The organism is Skermanella sp. TT6 (assembly GCF_016653635.2).
GTDB lineage: Bacteria > Pseudomonadota > Alphaproteobacteria > Azospirillales > Azospirillaceae > Skermanella > Skermanella cutis.
In genome coordinates, this window is sequence record NZ_CP067421.1 from 284545 (window position 1) to 299127 (window position 14583).

At 63.2% G+C, this 14583-nt stretch carries 10 protein-coding genes and 2 pseudogenes; 3 read left to right on the top strand and 9 right to left on the bottom strand.

What is annotated here, in order from left to right:
• Positions 1-220 precede the first annotated feature (220 nt).
• Entirely contained in the window at positions 221-463 is a 243-nt protein-coding gene (locus IGS68_RS29095) for a hypothetical protein (protein ID WP_201082619.1), read from the bottom strand.
• Positions 464-999: 536 nt separating this feature from the next.
• Between IGS68_RS29095 and IGS68_RS29100 the strand changes: the two genes are divergently transcribed.
• Both IGS68_RS29100 and IGS68_RS29105 read left to right on the top strand, forming a co-directional pair.
• A complete protein-coding gene (locus IGS68_RS29100) occupies positions 1000-2394 on the top strand; it encodes a cytochrome P450 (RefSeq protein ID WP_201082620.1) in 1395 nt (464 codons plus the stop codon).
• Between the two features lie 168 nt (positions 2395-2562).
• Positions 2563-2772, top strand: coding sequence for a CDGSH iron-sulfur domain-containing protein (locus IGS68_RS29105; protein ID WP_201082621.1), 210 nt, complete (start codon positions 2563-2565; stop codon positions 2770-2772).
• A gap of 318 nt (positions 2773-3090) precedes the next feature.
• On the opposite strand, the gene IGS68_RS29110 is transcribed toward IGS68_RS29105, so the two are convergent.
• From IGS68_RS29110 to IGS68_RS29125, 4 genes and pseudogenes are all read right to left on the bottom strand, one after another.
• Positions 3091-4518: a sensor histidine kinase gene (locus IGS68_RS29110; RefSeq protein WP_201082623.1), complete on the bottom strand. Its 1428-nt coding sequence runs from the start codon at positions 4516-4518 to the stop codon at positions 3091-3093.
• 186 nt (positions 4519-4704) lie between these two features.
• The gene (locus tag IGS68_RS29115) at positions 4705-5379 is read right to left on the bottom strand and encodes a LuxR C-terminal-related transcriptional regulator (RefSeq protein ID WP_201082625.1); all 675 of its coding nucleotides are present in this window, start codon (positions 5377-5379) and stop codon (positions 4705-4707) included.
• A gap of 430 nt (positions 5380-5809) precedes the next feature.
• A complete protein-coding gene (locus tag IGS68_RS29120) occupies positions 5810-6286 on the bottom strand; it encodes a CYTH domain-containing protein (protein WP_201082628.1) in 477 nt (158 codons plus the stop codon).
• A gap of 404 nt (positions 6287-6690) precedes the next feature.
• Positions 6691-7232: pseudogene (locus IGS68_RS29125) on the bottom strand (recombinase family protein).
• Between the two features lie 151 nt (positions 7233-7383).
• On the opposite strand from IGS68_RS29125, the pseudogene IGS68_RS29130 reads away from it, so the two are divergent.
• Positions 7384-7713: pseudogene (locus IGS68_RS29130) on the top strand (IS66 family transposase); the annotation flags it as partial.
• A 46-nt stretch (positions 7714-7759) separates the two neighbouring features.
• Here the strand turns inward: IGS68_RS29130 and IGS68_RS29135 are convergent.
• The 4 genes from IGS68_RS29135 to istA form a co-directional block, all read right to left on the bottom strand.
• Positions 7760-9355: a hypothetical protein gene (locus IGS68_RS29135; RefSeq protein WP_201082630.1), complete on the bottom strand. Its 1596-nt coding sequence runs from the start codon at positions 9353-9355 to the stop codon at positions 7760-7762.
• A 783-nt stretch (positions 9356-10138) separates the two neighbouring features.
• Positions 10139-11779, bottom strand: coding sequence for an ISL3 family transposase (locus tag IGS68_RS29140; RefSeq protein WP_201082832.1), 1641 nt, complete (start codon positions 11777-11779; stop codon positions 10139-10141).
• Between the two features lie 415 nt (positions 11780-12194).
• Positions 12195-12923 carry an IS21-like element helper ATPase IstB gene (gene istB / locus IGS68_RS29145; protein WP_201082833.1) on the bottom strand — a complete coding sequence of 243 codons (729 nt, stop codon included), beginning with the start codon at positions 12921-12923 and terminating at the stop codon, positions 12195-12197.
• Positions 12910-14421 (bottom strand): IS21 family transposase, encoded by a 1512-nt coding sequence (gene istA / locus IGS68_RS29150; RefSeq protein ID WP_201082632.1) that lies wholly within the window; start codon positions 14419-14421, stop codon positions 12910-12912. The genes istB and istA overlap by 14 nt, the downstream gene beginning before the upstream one ends.
• Between the last annotated feature and the right edge of the window lie 162 nt (positions 14422-14583).

Below are 14583 nucleotides of genomic sequence, written 5' to 3' on the forward strand. Positions count from 1 at the left end.
GACATTCTGGCCATCGCCCCGAATGCAGCGCTGTCCGTCAGGTCGCCTTGCGGCATCTCAAACGCTGCCGTCCCCGGCGCAGGGTGATGCACCGCCAGCCGGCCGTTTTTCCAGAACCCGCCTCCAGGCAGGCACCGATCGGACGGGCTGGTTGCCGGCCGGTCCAGCATCGTCCCGTGGTCACACCAAAGTACCCGGATCCCTGTCAATGTATTTTCGCTCACGCGCGGCCGAGCAGGTTCCTGGCCAGCGTCGGCTCCTCCCTGCGCCGGCGCATGCCCTTGACGATGCTGGCCACGACCGTCAGGAGATCGTCGCTGGCCCGCTTCTTCGGGGCGGCCTTCAGCAGGTCCGCGTCGATGAAGTCATCGCGCGCCAGCCGGCAGGCGACTCGGATGATGCTGTCCCGGGTCCAGGCGCCACCGCCGGGCCGCGGCACCGCGAGGCTGTTGAGCCGGTGCACCGCGGTGTCCCAGGGCTGGGTGGGGCGCAGGCCTGTACCGCCACCAATAACCTGGACACCGGAGAAGGGTTACAGGGGTGCGGACTTCGGACCTGAGGGAAGGATGCCACCATGCTCGGCCCGGTCAAGCACAAGGCGAACAGAGCGGTATCGCGCCGGACCCGCCAACGTGGCAAAGCCCTGCTGGGTGCCCTCATTGACGCCTTGGTCGCATGATCAAACGTCCACCACCCCGAAACCCAGGAAGAGCCTCCGATCATTGGCATGGGACATTTTCGCCAAATGGCATCGGGCCATGCCCGTCAACGAAATCAAATCCCGGCTCCCGCTATGGCAACCTGATCATCTCCCTGACCTTGCCATGTTCCCATTGCCCCTCGTCTTCGGGCCGAAACAGGTTGTAAATGATGGAATCAAAATCAGCCAGCAGCGGATTCCTGTGGTAGATTTACCGTCAGGCAGCAGACTTCATCGAAGTCTCTGGACCGCTCTGCAGAAACGCCACGCACGGATCCTGCAACGAGGAAGGGGCGCCCATGGTCCGTCACTCCGCAGCCCAAGCACCGAATGAAGCGCGAAGCTACCGGGATATTCCCAGGCCTCCCGTCTGGCCAGTGCTCGGTGCAGCTCCGGCACTGCGGCGCGATGCGTTGTCCTTCATGCTGGAGGCGCGCCGGGCGCATGGCGACATCGTCGCGATGCCTTTAGGACTCAGGCCGGCGGTCCAGATCACCCATCCTGACCTCGTCAGGCACGTTCTGATCGAGAACAGTACCAACTACGGGCGCAGCCCCATGACCGACCGGCTGAAATTCATGCTCGGCGAAGGGCTCGTCACGGCGGACGGCGAACGGTGGGCGCGGCAACGGCGAATGATGCAGCCGATCTTCCAACGTGACAAGCTGGATGGTCTCATTCCGATCATGACCGCTGCCGTGGAAGACATGCTGGTGCGCTGGAACGTTCTGGCGCGATCCGGCACTCCGGTCGACATCGGTGCGCAGATGGGACAACTGGCGCTCGATGTCATCACCCGTGCCCTATTCGGCAAGAGCGGCGGTCCGCTTGCGGAGGACGTGATCCGGTGCATTCCCATCCTCCAGGAATACACGGCCTCGCTGTTCTGGACCTTCAACCCCCTGGCCGGCAAGCTCCCCACCCCCAATCACCGCCGTTTCCGCGCAGCACTGGCCACGATCGACACCATCATTCTGCGCTTCATCCGGGAGCGCACGGCAGCCGGTGCGGGAGATGCCGACATGCTTGATGCCCTGCTCAGGGCGCGCGACCCGGAGACCGGCGCGGCGATGGACGAAAAGGCGCTGCGCGACGAGGTCATCACCCTGTTCCTGGCGGGACACGAGACGTCGGCCAACGCCCTGACGTGGACATGGTATCTGCTCGACCGGCATCCGGAAGCGCGCGACCGGCTTGAGGCGGAAGCAGCTGCCCTCGGCAGCGCGCCGACGACCGCCGGGGATCTCAACCGGCTGCGGTACGCAAGGCAAGTGGCACAGGAATCAGTGCGGATCTACCCGCCGGTCTGGAGCTTCAATCGCCTGGCGCTCGACGCGGATACTCTGAATAGTTATACCATTCCACAGGGAACGACCGTCTTCATCCCGCCATGGGTACTGCATCGCCATCCCTCCTGGTGGGAAGATCCCGAACGCTTCGACCCGGACCGGTTCACGTCAGCGCGTTCGGCCGGTCGGCCCCGGTACGTCTACCTGCCGTTCGGCGCCGGACCCCGCACCTGCATCGGCAGCCACTTGGCACTGATGGAAATGCAAGTGGTTTTGACGTTGGTGGCGTCGCGGTACCGGTTGCGGCTGACCTCCGATCATCCAGTATCGGCCCAAGCCCTTATCACCACGCGCCCGAGTAATCCCATAATGATGAGGTTGGAACCACAGGCGAAGGCCAGCTGATCTTCAGGCGGCAACTCGCCGACCCCGGACGGTTCTGTTGCATTTTTCGAGCCGCAGCGGACAGTATCATCGGTCCTTTTCCCACTAGCGGCGGCAGTGCATCAAGAAGTTCCGGAGCGGACCAGGCTCGCACGAGGGATGTGATCACCAGAAAGCGGAGGGCTGCTGATGGCCGAGGCAACAGTCGAGGCGACGCCGAACGGGCCTTATCTGGTCACCGGCCTGACTGAACTGCCTGATGCTGACGGCAAGGTTTTGCCCACCAAGAGCAAGGTCTGGCTTTGCCGCTGCGGCGCATCGACAATGAAGCCGTTCTGCGACGGCACTCACACCAAGATTGGCTTTCAGGCCGTGGCTGGGTCGGCCGACGGGGGCTGATCAGATAACGCCGGAGAACCGGCAGGATTATATGTCACGGCAGAAAAGCATGTCGCAGCCTAGTTTTTCGTAATGTTGATTCCGCGATCGGGCCGGTGGCGGATTGCCTTGTGATCTCAAAGAACTCAAGCTTTGCGCGAGGTTATGGGCACCGTTGAAGGCCGATTCTGGCCCTCTTGGCACAAACTCTGGTGCTGCCAAAGGTTGAGAGGCAGGGATGCAGACTGGCTTAGCGTATGATTCCGCCCGTTCTATGGGGTCGCCCCAAAAAGGGCGAAAACTTGGTAACGTTCTTGAAAAGTTCGACCTTAGCGTTGTTTACCTAACAACCGGCGCGCTACCCTCAACCAGCGCAGCATCACTGTCCGTCGGGAGCGCGCGTTCGGGCGGCAGCTCGACCGTCACCTCGGTGCCGATACCGGGCTCGCTCGACATCCTGACGGTCCCGCCATGACTTTCCGCCAGCTGGCTTACCAACGGCAGTCCCAACCCGGTCCCCTGGGCCGGACGCGCCCGCCGGCTGTCGGACTGCTCGAACGGCAAGAAGACGCGCGCCAGGTCCTCGGCCGGAATGCCGATGCCGGTGTCGGTGACGATGACGACCGTGCAGCCATCGGCGAGTCGCTCCACGGCAACCTCGATCCGACCGCCCTCGGGCGTGAACTTGACCGCGTTGGAGAGAAGGTTGTCCAGGACCTGGCGGAGCCGCAGCGGGTCGCCCAGCACCATCACACCACCGGCGACCGACGTGAGATCGACCGTGACGCCGGTGGCGCTGGAGGCCTCCCGCAGCCCCCGGATCGCCTCGGCCGCCAGCTTATCCAGAGCGACCGCTTCCTCCCGGAGCTCCAGCTTGCCGGCGTCGAGCTTGGCCAGGTCAAGGATGTCGCTGATCAGCGCCAGCAGCCGCTGGCCGGCATGGTGGATATCGCCGACATACTCCGCCTGACGGCCGGGCAGACGGCCGAAGATGCCGCTCGCCAGCGCCTCCGAGAAGCCGAGGATCGCGTTCAGCGGCGTGCGCAGCTCGTGGCTGACATTGGCCAGGAAGTTGGATTTGGCCTCGTTGGACCGCACGGCCATGTCGCGTGCGACGACGAGGCTCTCGCTCAGGTCCCGGAGCTGCCGGTTGGTCGCCTGAAGCCCCTTTTCAGAGCGCATGTGGCTGCGCATCAACCAGGCCAACGCGCCGACCAGCACGACGAAGCCGGCACCGTAGCCCAGCAGCTTCATCTGGAAGACGCTGACCTGGTGCTGTAGCCCCCCAACCAGCATGTTCTGCTGCTCTCCCATGGCAAGCTGCATTCGCCAGTGGGTGGCTACCGCCTCCTCGGCCCTGCGGTCCGCCACTGACCGGAAAGCAGCCGGATCGGTCCGGAGCAGGGGCAGGTCACGGTCGATCCGGTCGAGGACCTGCCGAACCTCCGCCACCCAGGTCTCGCGCCCGGCTGCCCAGGTGTGCCACCCGGCGCTGCCCGTCTCCGGAAATGCATTCAGCCGGTTGAACACGTTGTCGAGGCGGAGTTCCACCTCCTCGATCACCTCCGGCCGACTGTTCGGCTCAAGCGCCCGGACAGCCACCTGGAAGCGCAGCAGATCGGCGGAAAGCTCTCCGTCATACCGCGAGCCCGCGCCACTGGAGACCACGACCGACTTCTGGATCCCGATCAGGTCGGGAATCAACATCGGCGTGCTGCACAGCACCAGCACGAAGGACACCAGCCAGACGATCTTGCCCAGACCCACGAGATACTTCCCATGCCTGCGGATCAGCACAGGATGCATCATACCCATCAGAAATGTGCGAAACCCGAGAGATTATGCGTTCTGGTCACTTAAAACTGTGTGAAGCCGGGCTCGTGGTCCCTTGGAGGGCCATGCAGCAGGTCGAAGGCCCGGGCACGGGGATGCCCCGCTGCGTGTCCGTGCCTGTCAGGCGGAAACCAGCTGGAGGCCGCGGGTCGGCGTACCGGCGCCTTCCGCCGAGAAGCCGTTGTTCATGGCCCAGATCGCCGCCTGGGTGCGGTTGTTGACGTCGATCTTGCGCAGCAGCGTCTTCAGGTGGACCTTGACCGTCGCCTCGGTGATGCCGAGCTTGTTGGCGATCAGCTTGTTGCTGGCCCCGGTGACGAGGGACTGCAGGATCTCCTGCTCGCGGGGCGACAGGCCGCGGACCGAGTTCAGGGACGACGGTGCGCTGCTGATGTCGAGCAGCATCGCCGCGAGGTTGGTCGGGAACACCTTCTCGCCCAGCATAACCAGCTGGAGCGACTGGATCAGCGCTTCCGGCGAGACGTCCTTGCTCAGAAAACCGTCCGCACCGGCCCCCATCGCGGCGCGCAGCACATCGACCGACAGGTCGCCGGCCAGCACGACGATCCGGGCTGCGGGATAGGCATCCCGGAGTTGCTGCAGGTCGGTCTCGATCGTCACCGACTGTCCCGTGATCACCAGCTCCGGGGTTCCGGCAGCCTCTCCGGCAGACAAGGCCAGCTCGACCGTGCTGAACTCGGCACCCGTCTCGAAGCAGGTGCCGGAAAGCAGATGCTTCAGGCCCTGGCGGAACAGCCGGTTGGGTTCGATCAGGATGGTGCGGGAAGACGTCATGGCGGCTCTCCAGATGCGTTGGTGATCGAACGGCTGCGGGCTCCGAGGCGGTAGGGTACGGCGCGTTCGATGCTGCGTTGGAGAGACACTGCCCGAAAAATGTCACGCAATAAAGAGAAAATTAATACTTTATCGCGGATAAATGGTTCTATGCGGACTGCTGGATCTGCCAGGATCGCTTCAGCCTTTCAGCCTGATGGACCACTCTTATTGCGCAGGGGTGGTCGACGAAGAGCATAGGTCGCTGTCTTCCACGCCTGGCTTCCCAACGGTCGATAACCCTTCGTTAACCCTGATCCGCTAGAAAAGCCAAGCCGGCCAGTTCCCTCCTGTTATGGTCGGTAAAGTGAAGTAGACGTCTTCTGTGGTTCGTACAATTAGCTCGCTTGGGCGACGGGACGAAGGTAGCACGTCCCGTCGTTCAGTGCGTCTAATCGGCCTCCACCCAGGTAGTGTACGGATGCCGCGACAGGGCTGAGTTCGAGTACCGCGGATCTCCGGTGACCTCGGCACCAATCCAGTCAGGCTTCTCAAACGGCTGGTCGGGGTCGTGAAGCTCGACCTCGGCCATAACAAGCCCGGCGTTAACACCCTGGAACTCATCAATCTCCCAGACCACTCCGGCATGAGGCACCTTGTGGCGGACCTTCTCGATCAGGGGATGATGGCACAGCGAGCCGAGCATCTCCTCGGCGTGGTTGGCCGGGATCTGGTACTCGTACTCGTCCCGCACGAGCCCTGCCGGCTGGCTCTTGATCGTCAGGAAGGCTAAGTCACCGGCTCGCCGGACCCGGATGGTCGGCGGGTCACCGCTCTGCTTCAGATAGCCTTGACGGTACGGTTCACCGCCCGTGTTCCTCGGCCACCCATCGCGGACCAGGAACTTCCTCTCGATCTCCAGAGGCATCTTCTCTCCAAAGCTCAACTTGATCTTCGATGGGCCTCAACAGCCTCGTGCTCGCTTGATCGCGATGCACTTGGACGTCATCAGCCAGGGGCATAGCTCAGTTGAAGCTGGCAGGCGAGAAGCGCAAAGACGGTTTATTTCCTAAAATCTCACGTTTGGGTCTATAATCTTTCGTATAAGACCTTTTAGGCAGGTGCAGAGTTCTAAAATATGTGCAAAAAGAAAGCCGCCCCGAAAGGCGGCCTGAGTCTAGGGAGGAAACGCCCAAAGAGGCGTCGCGGTATCGCTACCGCACTGCAACAATGGTATCAAACGTAATTGTGTTCCAGGGAAAAATGCAGGCTACATGCCTGCTTTTCTTTTTTGCGCGCCCTGCCACTTCTGAGCCACTCCGTCGGTTGACCCTACCGCGCCAGCACCCGGTACACACTGGTGCGGGCAATCCGCAGCTTTCGGGCAATCGCGGTGCCGCCCAACCTCTCGGCCTTCAGCGCCAGGACGGCGGCCTTGTCGATCACCGGCTTTCGCCCCGTGTAGACGCCGGCCTGTTTCGCCTTGGCGATCCCCTCGGCCTGCCGCTCCTTCCGGAGGTTGGTCTCGAACTCCGCGAACACGCCGAGCATGTCGAGGAACGCCTTGCCGGCGGCATTGCTGGTGTCGATCGGCTGCTCAGTTGCCTTCAGCGCCACGCCCCTGACCTTCAGTTCGCGGACGATGTCTGGAGGTCTCCGATGGATCGCGCCAAGCGGTCGATCCGGGTCACCATCAGCGTGTCGCCCGGCTGGAGAAAGTCGAACAGGATCTGCAGCTCGGTCCGGCCGGTGCGCCGGGTGCCACTCGCCTTCTCCTCACGGACGACGAAGCAGCCGGCCGCCTTCAGTGCCTCCCGTTGGATGGTCAGATCCTGATCGCCGGTCGAGACACGCGCGTAACCGTAGATCGCCATAAATGCCCCCAATGTGTTGCGCTAGGTTCTTAGGATATTCTAGCACAGGGTTCCATTTGGCGGAATGGAACCCAAAAGGTACAGGCAGAATATGGCCGGGAATGTCTCTCAGCAGTGATGCGCTAGGGAATACTCAAGCGGTACAAATTAGCAAACTGTGCTGCACACCATCGTCCCCAGCCACGCCCGGGCAGTGGCCGCCGAAGTCCTGGGCGGGCATCGGCCCGAGGTGTGGATCTCCGACCGCTACGCCGGGCAGCAGGAACTGGGACAGGTCCATCAGGTCTGTCTGGCCTACGTTCTCAGGGACGTGCAGTACGCCATCGACTGCGGCGACACCGTGGTCGCGCCGAAGATCCGCGATCATCTGCGCTGGGCCATCCGTGTCGGCAAGCGAAGACCGGAACTGAAGGACGGCACGCTGGCAACCTGCGCCGCCAGGGCCGATGTCCGTCGGCAGCTTGGGATTGTTCTTCGGATCTTCCATATGGACAATTCGGTGTTCAACTTCATCGGCGGCAGATCGTTCATTGTGCAGGCAGGTCTGCCTGATCACGGCGTTGGAGATAGCCTATCCATCCAGGGGAGCAGACTTGAACAAGCTCCGGCAGACCGCCCCGTCGCACCCCTGTTGGCAACAACGGTGCGTATAGCGCGAAAGCCATATCCAATGCTCCCGGCTTAATGGCGTCGTAGCAGGACGGCTCTGAATCCTCCGCTGTTTCTTCTTCCGCCAAGCTGAGCCGAAAAGCTTGCCGTTCCAATTGGACACGCTTCAGGGTTTCCAGATCTACTGTCAAGCGGCCATCGCGGATTGCGTCGCTCCATTCGGTCACGGCAACCCGCGCTTCTGCCGGCGGCGTTCCGTTGAACTTGCCGACAAATTCGCTGATGGCGTGGTGGATTCCAGTCGGGGTTGCAAGGTGTTGTTTTACGGCAAGCGTCGCTATCGGGATCCCCCACTCTGTTCTTACTGAAAGGACGTGGCAGCCGTCGAACGCGCAGGCATACCCATAGGTCCCCACACAGTGGCTGAGACTTTGCGCCTCCTGCATCAGCAGGCGCTTATCGGTGAGGGGCACGACAAGATGGCCGTTGGTCGCCTGAAACGGGACGGTGAGCGGCTCCCATGAGAGGTCGTTCGACGTGGTGGGCGGGAAACTCTCACTCAACCGGAAATGAATGCCGATCTGGCGCTTGTGCCACGATTCGCAGACACGCAAGATGTGTTTCGGCCCACGCCCGTGGAACAGCAGACGGGAAGCCCGATCGTAATAGGTCGGCACGCGCCTGCCGGCTGTCACCGACATCAGTTTGGCGATGGCGGGACGGATCAGGTTCCGCGCGAGATCCTGCGCCACATGTCCGGGATAAGCCTGGAAGAGTTGATCTGGCGGGTAAGCGCGCCAGTTGCGCGCTGCCTTTCGCAGCATGTCCTTGGCTGCCGCGATCCGGACCTGTTCGGGCGCTTTTGATGGAACAATTTGATCAATCATGAACTGCATGGCCCGAAAGCTTTCCCAACACAGCGGCGATTGGGGCACTTGGGACGGCTCCAGCAGGCACACCCTCTGGAACAGCTCTGTAAGGTTAAGCTCGGCGCCTTCCGGCAGTAAGTCGGGTCGGAGCTGGTGAAGCAGCCGTACAAACCACGCTGCGCCGAAGATCCGCTGGAGCATGGGAGCTAGCGGCGCTCGGACAGCGATTGCATCGTCGATCGAATTGTCGCCGGCTCTTGCGAGTTCCCATATTACGAAAGGCAGAAGAGGATAAGATTGCGCTGCCTGAGCCCGCAGGTCAGCAAGATCGCGGGACGGACCATACCCCGACCGGCAGCCGGCAAACCAGTTCACGATGCGCTCATCAAGTTGCTTGAGCGTGAGGCCCACAGCCCTGATGCTTGCCAGGGTGCCCGCCGGCAAGAACTCCGCAAACCGCAACAGCGCCTCTTCGGGCTCGAGTTCGATTCCCGCCGTTTCCTGGTGCTGGAAGCCAGCAGGCGGGTCCCAGAGCAGTTTCACCGGTCGTTCCGGTGCGGCGGTAGCCCAGCAGCGCATCCGCGGGCAATGAAGAACGACGGTGCCTTGGTTCTCAATCAGCCTGAGACGCTCCCAGGCGATCATTCCGAAGGTCACCATGCCCCTGATTGTAGCCGAGCGATGCATGAACTGCTCCTGACCGCGATGTATGAAAGGCCCTCTGGGCCATAACTGGTGTGCGAAGGGTCAATCAGGGAGTCACCCGCACGGTTCTGTTGTGTGAATGATCGTTGAAGCCACTGACGGGTCTGGATGAGCCAGCCAGTCGAAACGCAGAAAGCATCACCTATTGCCTCGTGCCTGTTGCATTCCATCGCAGAAATGCTCCCCAAGATTTGTCGTTGCCCCAGTCAGCGTGATGAGATGAACGTCCCCCGTTTCCGGTGCGGCAGCGCTACATGACGGACAGGACGTTTTTCATCAGGAAGATTGTGCGATGTCGGCGGCGTCCGACCATCGATCTGCCGCAGGTTCAGAGCATGGAGGCGTCGGCGATGTCGGCCAGGGAGATCAGCCGGTAGCTCGGCATCGGGCGAGCCGGAAAAAAACCGCGGGCACGACCGTGCGGCAGTCGTCGCAAGGGCGCCGCCGTGTCCTGGCTGCCGCGTCAAGAATGATCCGACAGCGCCATCCCTCCGCTCCCCGGTGACGATAGACCGAGGTCGCCCTTTTTCAGCCCTTCGTCCGGCCTGCCGGAACCCCGCTGGCCGCCGGTCTGGTTCCAGGGGTGATCAGTCCCTGCTCCCGCGCGCGGTCGAGCAGCACTTTGACGCTCGACGGCGCCCAGGTGTCAATCGGCTTCGGAATCTGGGTTCACCCAAGTTTTGTGTGGATGACCCTGGCGTGTTTGGCTCCATCATATACTCGCTATGCATGTGCGAGCACTCGACAGCGGAGTAAGTCGAACCCGGCGCGCCCGTACATCTCGCGCTTGATGACCTTGAGCCGGTTGACCTGACCCTCGACTTGGCCGTTGCTCCACGGCTCGGTCAAAGCGGCGCGCAGCGCGTCCTCATCGCGGCGCAGACCGGTGGCGAACGACGTCAGGGCGCTTCCTTCCGCCTCGCGCAGCCAGCCATCGAGAGCGCCGGCCATCTGGTCCTTCACCATCGTCGTGAAGCGGCGGATCAGATCGACGGCGATGGCGATGGTCGGCGAGCGCTCCAGCAGTGCGGTGACGAACCGCCGGTCGTCGTCGCTGAGCTTATCGGCTTCCCCGGTCAGAAGGCGAACCGCCCGGCGTGGTGTCGGCGGCTCCGGGCTCTTGCTCAGGGCCGGTTTGCCGGGCGCCCCTTTCGGATCGCCAGGAGGGTCCTGCCGCCGGCGCTGTGTCGCCCAATCGCGCACGACAGTGTACTGCCCGGCAAAGCCCCGGTCCCGGAGTTCCCGCCAGAGTGCCGCAGCGTTGTTGCACCCGCTCCGCCAGCGTTCGTCCAGCCAGGCCTTGTACGGGTCGAGGATGCTGGTGCCGCGATCGGCATGACGCCATGTCGGGGCATGACCGGCCCTCAGCCAGCGGCGCACTGTCCTGCGTTCGATGCCGATCGTCCGGGCGATCGCTGTCAGCGACAAACCCTGCTCGCGGAGACGGGCGACTTCAGCGAAGCGGGCATCGCGGCGTTCCTGCGCCGCCTGTGACCGCCGCTCGGTTGTACGCATCGGCCTCTCTGCTGGTGAAGCCGGTTCCGGAACCTCCACAACTGCTGCCAGAGCCGCTGGCTGTGCTGCCGCTCGTGCGGCCGCGCGCAACTCGCGGTGATGCTGATCGAGGAGACCGCGCAGGGCGTCGCTGCCGTTGCGCAGCAGATGCCAGCGATCGAGAATCTGGATGGCGTCGGGCGCGCCCCGGGCGGCGCCGTCGGCATAGGTGCCGGCGCGGTCGCGGACAACTGCCGAGACACTGGGATGCTCCTCCAGCCAGGCCGCCAGAGTGTCGGCGCTGCGGTCGGGCAGCAGGTCGATCACCCGCCGGCGTTCGAGATCGCACAGGATCGTGCCGTAGCGATGGCCCTTACGCCAGGCCCAGTCGTCCACGCCGAGCACACTGACCGGCGGGATCGGCTCGGCATCATCGGCACGGACACGGTCCAGCAGGGTCGTGCGGCTGATCGGCACGCCCAGGGTAGCGGCGTGGCGGGCACCGGGGTTGCCGCCGAGTGCCAGGCCGATAGAGCGATGGATCGCGCGCAACCGGTCGGTCTGGCGTGCCCGCGGGCAGGCGATCCCGGGCAGCGGTTCGGCAAAGGTTCGTCGGGGACACGTGGGCATGGTGCAGCGGAAGCGGCGCATCCGGACGAGCAGGATGGTCGGGTGGCCGAAACACGCGACATCACCGAGGCTGCGCCAGTAGACCCCGTGAACCCGCCGGGACGGCATTCCGCACTCGGTGCACGGGGCCGATGCGGCTGTCGGTTGCGCGCGTAAGGTGATGCGGTGAAAACCTCGGTCGATTTGCTCAAGGACCTCAAGAGTGCCGGGGAAGCCGATGGAATGCAGGGAGATGTTCAAGAGCCAGGCCGCTATGGTGGAGATGACCACTCATATGGCAATCCGGCACTCCAGAGAGCCTTAGCCTCTTCGCGGCAGCAGGCCGGGAGCATCTCCACCTCTGGTTGGTCACACAAAACTTGGGTGAACCGGAATCTGACCCCGGATCGGCGTGCAATATTGACCCCGTGAGAGGGTACTGAACGGTGTGCGTTTTGATCTTCTGCCAGAACGGCACAGCGGACCCTGGTATTGTATCTGATGGCGGAGCGGAGGTTCGGGTGGGGATTTCCGGTCAAGCCCGAAGCCGCCGGAGGCGGGCGCATGCAGTGCGCGGCTTTACCGGGAAGCCGCACTCGAACAGCATAATCGCCAGATGCAATCCAGGCTGACCAAGGTTCGCGGATGAGCAGGAACCGTTCAGCGGCGAGGTCCCTCAAGCACGGTTCTTGAAGCGCCAGCTTTCATTGCCGGTTTCGATGATCTCGCAGTGGTGCGTGAGGCGGTCGAGGAGTGCCGTGGTCATCTTGGCATCGCCGAAGACGCTTGGCCAGTCGCCGAAGGCGAGGTTGGTGGTCACGATGATGGAAGTCTTCTCATAGAGGCGGCTGATCAGGTGGAACAGCAGCTGCCCTCCGGACTGGGCGAACGGCAGGTAGCCCAGTTCATCCAGAATGACCAGGTCGAGCCGGACCAGATGTTCGGCCGTGCGCCCCTGGCGACCGGCCCGGGTTTCGGCTTCGAGCCGGTTGACCAGATCGACGACCGTGAAGAACCGGGCACGTGCGCCGCCCCGGATGCAGCTGCGTGCGATGGCGATCGCCAGATGGCTCTTGCCCGTGCCGGTTCCGCCGACCAGCACGGCGTTGCGCTGCTCGGCCAGGAAGGTGCCGGTAGCCAACTCGCGCACCAGACCTTCGTTGATCGGCGTGCCGGCGAACTCGAACTGGCCGAGGTCCTTGGCCAGGGGGACACGGGCGATGGTCAACTGGTACTTGATCGAGCGCGCCTGCTTCTCGGCGATCTCGGCCCGGAGCAGATCGCCGACGATCCGCTGCACCGGGTGCTGACGCTTCAGCCCATCGGCGATCACCTCGTCGAAGGCGGCGCGCATGCCTTTGAGCTTCAGCTCGGTCATCATCTCCAGAACCTCATGGCGTTCCATCTGGCGAACTCCGCAGGCTGTCGTACCGGGCGCAATCGGCAGCCGGTTCATGTTGAAGGCGCAGGGCGGCGGGGGTGAGGATCGGTCCCGGCAGACTGGCCTCTCGCCTGCGGGCCAGGATGTTGAGGATCACGGCGCTGGACTGAACGCCGTCGCTCAAGGCTTCGCCGCAAGCTGCTTCCACGGCGGCCAGACCATCCGTCAGCACCGCGCTGAGAATGTCCACCATCTGACGGTCGCCGTCGGCCGCGGCGGCGAGCCTCCCCTGCACCCGTCCCAGGGCGCCCGGCAGAACCCAGTTCCGGAACGGCGCCCCGTTCCGGAGAGCCCCTGGCTTGCGGGCAAGAACGGGAACGTAGTGCCAGGGATCGTAGATGGTCTGGTCGCGACTGAACCGGCGGACATGCTCGGCGACAACCTCGCCGTCCTGGCGGATTACGATGTGGTCGGCATAGGCCTGGATCTCGACGGGCCGACCGACTGCCCGGGCCGGGACCGAGTACTTGTTGTTGTCGAAGCGCACCAGACAGGTCTTCGACACCGCCGCCGGCGTACTGTGGAAGCCGTCGAACCGGCCAGCATAGGCCACCAGGGCGGGGCGCTCGGCTTCGAACACCGACCACACCGTCCGGTCGCGCATCTCGGGATGGGGATGAGCCTTGGCATGGGCGACGCACCGGTCGAGCAGCCAGGCGTTCATCTCCTCATAGCTCTTGAACCGCAGGCGCGGTGTGAAGAAGCGCTCGCGCACCAGGCCGACCTGGTTCTCGACCTGCCCCTTCTCCCAGCCCGCCGCCGGCGTGCAGGCGGTCGGTTCGACCAGATAATGGCCGCACATCTGGAGAAAGCGCCGGTTGAACCGCCGCTCCTTGCCAACAAACACGGTCTCGACCGCGGTCTTCATGTTGTCGTAGATGCCGCGTGCGCAGGCGCCGCGGAAAAAGGCGAAGCCTCGGTCATGGGCATCGAACACCATTTCCTGGCTCTCACGCGGATAGGCGCGCACGAACATCATCCGACTGTGGCACAGCCGAAGATGAGCCACCTTGACCACCGTCGTGGTTCCGTTCAGAACCACGATCTCATGGCTCCAGTCGAACTGGTAGGCTTCTCCGGGAGCGAAGATCAGCGGCACATGAGCATCCACCGTGCCGGACACCTGGCGGCTGCGCCAGCGTTTGGCGTAGCGCCGAACCGCGTCGTAGCCGCCTTCATAGCCCAGTTCCCGAAGAGCCTCGAAGATCCGGATCACCGTCAGTCGCTCACGGGTCGGCTTGAGGGCGTTCTCCATCAGCATCCGGTCAAGTGTCGCAGTCCAGGCGCCAAGCCTGGGCAGGGGCTGAACTGAGCGCTCATACCCGAAGGACGTCGCTTCCGATCGCAAAACCTTGCGCACCGTGTTACGCGACAGCTTCAAATCACGGGAAATCTCCTTGATCGTCTTGCCCTTGACGAAAAACTCCCGTCGGATCCGGCCAATCGTCTCCACCGTCAACATCCCCCCGTCCGCCCATCTCGTGGTCGATCCGAGCAGCCTGAAACAACGACATGGAAGGGGGTTAATTTTGGAAGCCGATTACCCTTCTCTGGGGGTCAACTTTGGGTTCTTCGTTCTTTTGTGTGCACGTCCTGGAGTTGTATTAACAGCTTAAGCCAGCGA

Coding starts and splice junctions, on each gene's coding strand:
- IGS68_RS29100 (WP_201082620.1), top strand. CDS start 1,000: ATGGTCCGTCACTCCGCAGCCCAAGCACCGAATGAAGCGCGAAGCTAC.
- IGS68_RS29105 (WP_201082621.1), top strand. CDS start 2,563: ATGGCCGAGGCAACAGTCGAGGCGACGCCGAACGGGCCTTATCTGGTC.
- IGS68_RS29115 (WP_201082625.1), bottom strand. CDS start 5,379: ATGACGTCTTCCCGCACCATCCTGATCGAACCCAACCGGCTGTTCCGC.
- IGS68_RS29120 (WP_201082628.1), bottom strand. CDS start 6,286: ATGCCTCTGGAGATCGAGAGGAAGTTCCTGGTCCGCGATGGGTGGCCG.
- IGS68_RS29135 (WP_201082630.1), bottom strand. CDS start 9,355: ATGATCGCCTGGGAGCGTCTCAGGCTGATTGAGAACCAAGGCACCGTC.
- istB (WP_201082833.1), bottom strand. CDS start 12,923: ATGGAACGCCATGAGGTTCTGGAGATGATGACCGAGCTGAAGCTCAAA.
- istA (WP_201082632.1), bottom strand. CDS start 14,421: ATGTTGACGGTGGAGACGATTGGCCGGATCCGACGGGAGTTTTTCGTC.